This is a genomic window from Caldisericum sp. (genome assembly GCF_049967455.1).
GTDB lineage: Bacteria > Caldisericota > Caldisericia > Caldisericales > Caldisericaceae > Caldisericum > Caldisericum exile_A.
This window is the reverse complement of record NZ_JBMFSR010000054.1, coordinates 1-5,815: the sequence shown is the minus strand read 5'-3', so window position 1 is coordinate 5,815 and position 5,815 is coordinate 1. Positions and strand designations below refer to the sequence as shown.

6 protein-coding genes are annotated in these 5,815 nt (G+C 35.8%); all 6 read left to right on the top strand.

The genetic code is table 11. From position 1 onward, the window contains the following. Positions 1 to 466, top strand: a 466-nt coding sequence (locus ACP5SP_RS07240; RefSeq protein ID WP_428076369.1) for a stalk domain-containing protein, incomplete at its 5' end; no start/stop codon positions are given. A 14-nt stretch (positions 467 to 480) separates the two neighbouring features. Then, positions 481 to 777 carry a nucleotidyltransferase domain-containing protein gene (locus ACP5SP_RS07235; RefSeq protein WP_428076368.1) on the top strand — a complete coding sequence of 99 codons (297 nt, stop codon included), beginning with the start codon at positions 481 to 483 and terminating at the stop codon, positions 775 to 777. A 199-nt stretch (positions 778 to 976) separates the two neighbouring features. Next, positions 977 to 2,368 (top strand): mannose-1-phosphate guanylyltransferase/mannose-6-phosphate isomerase, encoded by a 1,392-nt coding sequence (locus ACP5SP_RS07230; RefSeq protein WP_428076367.1) that lies wholly within the window; start codon positions 977 to 979, stop codon positions 2,366 to 2,368. Next, positions 2,365 to 3,780, top strand: coding sequence for a phosphomannomutase/phosphoglucomutase (locus tag ACP5SP_RS07225; RefSeq protein WP_428076366.1), 1,416 nt, complete (start codon positions 2,365 to 2,367; stop codon positions 3,778 to 3,780). Before ACP5SP_RS07230 ends, ACP5SP_RS07225 begins: the two co-directional genes overlap by 4 nt. Next, positions 3,777 to 4,931, top strand: a complete 1,155-nt coding sequence (gene gmd, locus ACP5SP_RS07220) for a GDP-mannose 4,6-dehydratase (RefSeq protein ID WP_428076365.1) — start codon at positions 3,777 to 3,779, stop codon at positions 4,929 to 4,931. The genes ACP5SP_RS07225 and gmd overlap by 4 nt, the downstream gene beginning before the upstream one ends. Continuing rightward, a partial coding sequence (locus tag ACP5SP_RS07215; protein WP_428076364.1) for a GDP-L-fucose synthase family protein occupies positions 4,928 to 5,815 on the top strand: 888 nt, incomplete at its 3' end. The genes gmd and ACP5SP_RS07215, both read left to right, overlap by 4 nt.

The following is a 5,815-nucleotide window of genomic DNA, read 5'->3' as shown; positions in this document are numbered from 1 at the left end:
CCTACTGCTTGTCAAATACTCTCTTCCTGATTTCACCGTTGAGATTGGTAAATCAAAAGTCATTAAACTCATCGTAAATAATAAGTGGATGTACGTTGATGGAGTAAAAAGTGAAGTAGATCCAGGTAGAAGCACTACTCCTGTAATTATTCCTGACTGGGGAAGAACCTTACTCCCTATAAGGACAGTTATAGAATCTCTTGGTGGAACCCTATCCTGGGATGGAACGGACAGGAAAGTAACGATAAATATCTCAAACACTAAGATCGAACTCTGGATAAACAAAAATTATGCATATGTCAATAATAAGAAGGTTCAGATTGATTCCCAGAACTCCAAAGTTACACCTATTATTGTTAACTCAAGAACAATGCTCCCAATTCGTTTTGTTGCAGAATCCATCGGCGCATATGTAAACTGGAATGGGACAGAAAAAAGCATTTTAATTGTTTATCCAAAGGATTAATAGAGGTGAAATAAGTGAAGGATGAAATTAAAAAAGTAGAGGAATTTTTAAGCAGTAAAGATTTTATAGTCTTTGCACTGCTTTTTGGATCCTTTGCGAGGGGGCTGGCTAATGATATAAGTGATGTGGATATAGGTATATACGTCGAGAGGGACATTTCTATTCTTGAATATGGAAATTTTGTCTCACAGTTACAAAGCCTTACAGGGAAAAGAAGAGACCTCATAATTTTGAACAACTCCTATGAAAAAAAACCTGCGCTTTGCCTACCAAATAATATCACAAGGCAAGGTCTTTTTTACAAAAAGTGAGAATTTATGGGCAGATTACGGAAGGAAAGTATTTCTCTACTACTTTGATGCAGAATCTATGCTGAGGATGATGGATGGAAGCTTTTTAAAAAGGATTAAGGAGGGGAAGATTGACTACAGAAACTATAAAACTGTTTAATCTTTTAGGAGAAGTTGAAACTTTTGTAGAATTTATTAAACAGTTTAAAAGGAGCTTATTATGAAAGTAATAATTCTTGCAGGTGGTAAGGGCACAAGGCTATGGCCAATGTCGAGGGAAAAGTATTCAAAACAATTTCTCAAGCTTGTGGACGAAACTCCTTTAATTGAAGCATCCTATGAAAGAGCTTTAAAAATTGTTGGACCCGAAGATATTGTTACAATTACTAATAAGGATTATTATTTCTACACAAAAGAAATCTGCGACAAATTCTCACCGGCTCTTGCACAAAATATTATTACTGAACCTCTGGGGAGGAATACCGCACCTGCTATTGCACTCTCGGTGCAGTATTTGATCGATAAGTTGAATGAAGATAGAGATGAGGTTACATATGTTTTTACTTCAGACCATATGATTAGACCTCTTGAGAAGTTTATTGCGTATATGGAAACTGCAAAAAATGCGGCGCAGGATGGTTACCTTGTCACATTCGGAATAAAACCTACAAGGCCTGAAACAGGTTATGGATACATAAATGTTGGAGAAAGCCTTGGCGATTTTAACAAAGTAGAGAGTTTCACCGAAAAGCCCGATTTTGAAACTGCAAAAATGTATCTCAAGATCGGTAATTATTTTTGGAATTCGGGCATGTTTGCATTTAAGATTTCCACTTTTCTTGAGGAATTGAGAAAGTATCAGCCAGAAATTTTTGAGAAGATAGAAAAAGGTTTTGATACCTCTCTAAACAATTTTCAAGATATGCCTAATATATCTATAGACTATGCGATAATGGAGAAATCCAAAAAAGTCGCAGTGGTCCCTATGGATATATTCTGGAGCGATGTTGGATCCTGGGATTCCTTTTATGAGATTAAGGAGCATGATCAAGATGGTAATGTTTTGGTGGGAGATGTAGAGGCAATTGATGTAAAAAATTCTCTGGTATTTGCTAACGATAGATTAGTTGCCGTAACTAACGTAGAAGATTTAATTGTTGTTGAAACTAATGATGCTATACTTGTTACGCTTCGTGGGAATGGAGAGCGCGTTAAGGAAATTATTGAAAAGCTGAAGAAGGAGAATAGAAAAGAGGCAATCGAGCATCAAGAAATCTTTAGACCCTGGGGTAGTTATAAAACCCTTGAAACAGGTGATAGATACAGAATAAAAAGAGTTGTTGTAAAACCAGGCGAATCTTTAAGCCTGCAGATGCACTATCACAGAACCGAGCACTGGGTTGTAATCCGAGGCACAGCGCAGGTTACCATCGGAGATAAAACATTCTTTGTACATGAGGGGGAGAGCACTTTTGTCCCCAAATCTACCCTACACAGATTGGCTAATCCTGGGAAGGTGCCACTTGAGCTTATTGAAGTCCAGAATGGAGAATATGTCGAGGAAGATGATATTGTAAGGTTTGAAGATAAGTATGGAAGGATTGACAGATGAACATTGATAATACAATTTTTAGAATGTATGATATTCGTGGAGAAGTTGACAAAAACTTAACAGAAGAAGTAGTTAACGCAATAGGTCGATCTTATGCAATTTATCTAAAGGATAAGTTTAAGAAAAAAAATTTGACTGTATCTGTTGGGAGAGATATTCGCTTACATTCAGAAAGGTTAGAGAATGCCTTGATTTCTGGGATTCTTTCTGAGGGAGTGCAGGTTATAGACATTGGTGTCTGTCCTACCCCTGTTCTATACTTTTCGCTCTTTAATCTTCCTGTAGATGGCGGAATAATGATTACTGGAAGTCATAATCCGCCCGAATATAATGGAATGAAAATTTGTGTTGGGAAGGAAACAATCTATGGAGAAGAAATACAGAAGCTTTATAAAATTGTGAAAAGCCTTCCTCCAAAAATAGAGAACAAAAACGGACAATTAAGTCATTTTGATATTCTTTCGAAATACAAAAAATTTTTACTTACTGAATTTAAAGTAATAGATAATATTGCAAGTTCTATTAGCATTGCTGTTGATTCTGGCAATGGATGCGCAGGTATATTTGTTCCACAGGTTTTAAAGGAATTGGGCATAAAAGTTTTTGAGCTTTACTCCGAGCCAGATGGTAATTTTCCAAATCATCATCCCGATCCAACTCTTATCGAAACGCTTTCTACTTTGCAAGATACAGTCAAAAACAACAACCTTGATTTTGGTATTGCTTATGATGGAGATGTTGATAGGCTTGGTGTAGTAGATGAGAGAGGAAATGTTGTCTATGGAGACAAACTTACTTATATATTCGCAAAAGATATTCTTAAGACTCACCTGAAAGGTAAAATTATTGGAGAGGTAAAATGTTCCAAAACAATTTTTGATGGTATAAGAGAACTTGGTGGTGAACCTATCCTTTCCCCTGTCGGCCATTCCCTTATTAAAAAGAAGATGAAAGAAAGTGGTGCTCTCCTTGCAGGTGAGATGAGTGGACACATTTTCTTTAATGATAGGTATTTTGGTTACGATGATGCAATTTATGCAACCTTAAGGCTTATTGAGATATTTGCAAAAGAGAAATCAAAAAATAATAATTTCAAATTTTCAGATTTGTTAAAAGACCTTCCTGAGACTTATGTATCACCAGAGATTAGAGTTGATTGTAAAGAAGAAGAAAAATTTGCTCTTGTTGAGCAATTTCTTGTAAAATACAAGGAAAAATTCCCCAACCTTGCAGATAAAATAAAGAATGTAATAACAATTGATGGTGTTAGGATAGAGTTCCCCGATGGTTGGGGCCTAATCCGCGCAAGCAATACTCAGCCAGTTTTAGTAATGCGTTTTGAGGCAGAAACCTTAGAAGCGTTGGAAGAGTATGAACAAAGTTTTAAGATAACCTTAGGAGGAGATAAATGAAGAAAGCTTTAATTACAGGAATTACAGGTCAGGATGGTTCTTATCTTGCAGAGTTCCTTTTGAGCCAGGGGTACGAAGTGCACGGCATAATTAGAAGATCATCTTCTTTCAACACTCAACGAATAGAGCATATCTATGTAGACCCTCATGACCCAAATGCTAAACTTTTCTTGCACTATGGAGATCTTTCGGACCCTGGTGTTGTTACTGATATTATCTGGAATATAAAGCCAGAGGAGATTTATAATCTTGGAGCTCAATCGCATGTTAAGGTTTCATTTGATATGCCTGAATTTACTGGGAACGTTAATGGATTAGGTACGACAAGAATATTGGAAGCGATAAGGAGAAGTGGTATAAAAGCAAGATTTTATCAGGCTTCATCTTCAGAGATGTTTGGTGCATCACCTCCTCCTCAAAACGAGGAAACACCCTTTTATCCAAGGAGTCCTTATGCAATTGCAAAGGTTTATGCCTACTTTATAACTATAAATTACAGAGAAGCATACAAAATCTTTACCTGCAATGGAATACTTTTTAATCATGAAAGCCCAAGAAGGGGGGAGACCTTTGTTACAAGGAAAATAACAAGAGCTATAGCTAATATACTTTCAGGAAAACAAAAAGTTTTATATTTGGGGAATTTAAATGCTAAAAGAGATTGGGGATTTGCTCCAGAGTATATAAGGGCAATGTGGCTTATGCTTCAGCAAGAGAACCCTGATGATTATGTAATAGGAACAGGAGAAAGTCATTCTGTAAGAGAATTTGTAGAGAAGGCTTTTGGATATGCGGGAATAGAGATTGAATGGAAAGGTAATGGAATTGATGAAAGAGGTATAGTTAAGAGTGTAGAGCCTAAATGGGAAGGTGTAATTAAGCCAGGAGATATAGTAATTGAGGTTGACCCAAGATATTTTAGGCCTACAGAAGTAGAATATCTTCAGGCAGATATAACCAAGGCAAGAGAGAAGCTTGGATGGGAACCAATAGTGAAATTTTCGGAGCTTGTTAAGATTATGGTAGATTATGATATGTTGCAAAACGGTCTTGAACCAAAAGGGGAAGGAATTGTAGCCTCTCAAAAGAGTGGATATGGATGGACAAATCATGAATTTTCATTTTATGAAAAGATCAGGGAGCGGGTATGAATAAAGATTCAAAAATCTATGTAGCTGGTCATAGAGGTTTAGTAGGTTCTGCAATATTAAGAAAACTTGAAGAAAAGGGATATAAAAATATAGTGGTAAGGACAAGTAAAGAGTTAGATTTAAGAAGGCAGGAGGATGTAGAAAGATTTTTTGAGAAAGAGAGACCAGAATATGTATTTCTTGCTGCAGCAAAGGTAGGAGGAATACTTGCCAATAATACCTATAAGGCAGAGTTCATTTATGATAATGTAATGATTGCCTCTAATGTTATAAATACTAGCTATAAATATGGAGTGAAGAAACTCTTGAATTTGGGCTCTTCCTGTATATATCCAAAATATGCACCACAACCAATGAAAGAAGAATATCTATTAACAGATGCTTTAGAGCCAACCAATGAACCTTACGCCATAGCAAAGATAACAGCAATAAAGCTTTGTAGATACTATAACGAGCAATATGAAACTAATTTTATCTCAGTAATGCCAACGAACTTATATGGACCAAATGATAATTTTAATTTAGAAACAGCTCATGTTTTACCTGCTCTTTTAAGAAAGTTTCACTTAGCAAAACTTCTAAGAAGTAGAGATTTTGATAGAATAAGAGATGACATGAGAAGATTTTCAATTGGTTTTGGATTGGATAAAAAGATTAATTTAGAAAGTGAAATTTCTATAAGAGATATATTAAAGCATGTTGGAATAACAGAAGATTATGTAGAGATATGGGGAAGTGGAGAGGTGTATAGAGAGTTTTTATATGTAGATGATATGGCTGATGGTTGTGTTTTTCTTATGGAAAACATAAACGCAAAGGATATGAAAAAGATCAGCCCAGATTATTTTGTAAATTTAGGAACAGGGAAGGATATAAAGCTAAAA

What these genes read in the sequence shown, in the direction of transcription:
- gmd (WP_428076365.1), top strand. Translation starts at nt 3,777, where the DNA reads ATGAAGAAAGCTTTAATTACAGGAATTACAGGTCAGGATGGTTCTTAT.
- ACP5SP_RS07225 (WP_428076366.1), top strand. Translation starts at nt 2,365, where the DNA reads ATGAACATTGATAATACAATTTTTAGAATGTATGATATTCGTGGAGAA.
- ACP5SP_RS07230 (WP_428076367.1), top strand. Translation starts at nt 977, where the DNA reads ATGAAAGTAATAATTCTTGCAGGTGGTAAGGGCACAAGGCTATGGCCA.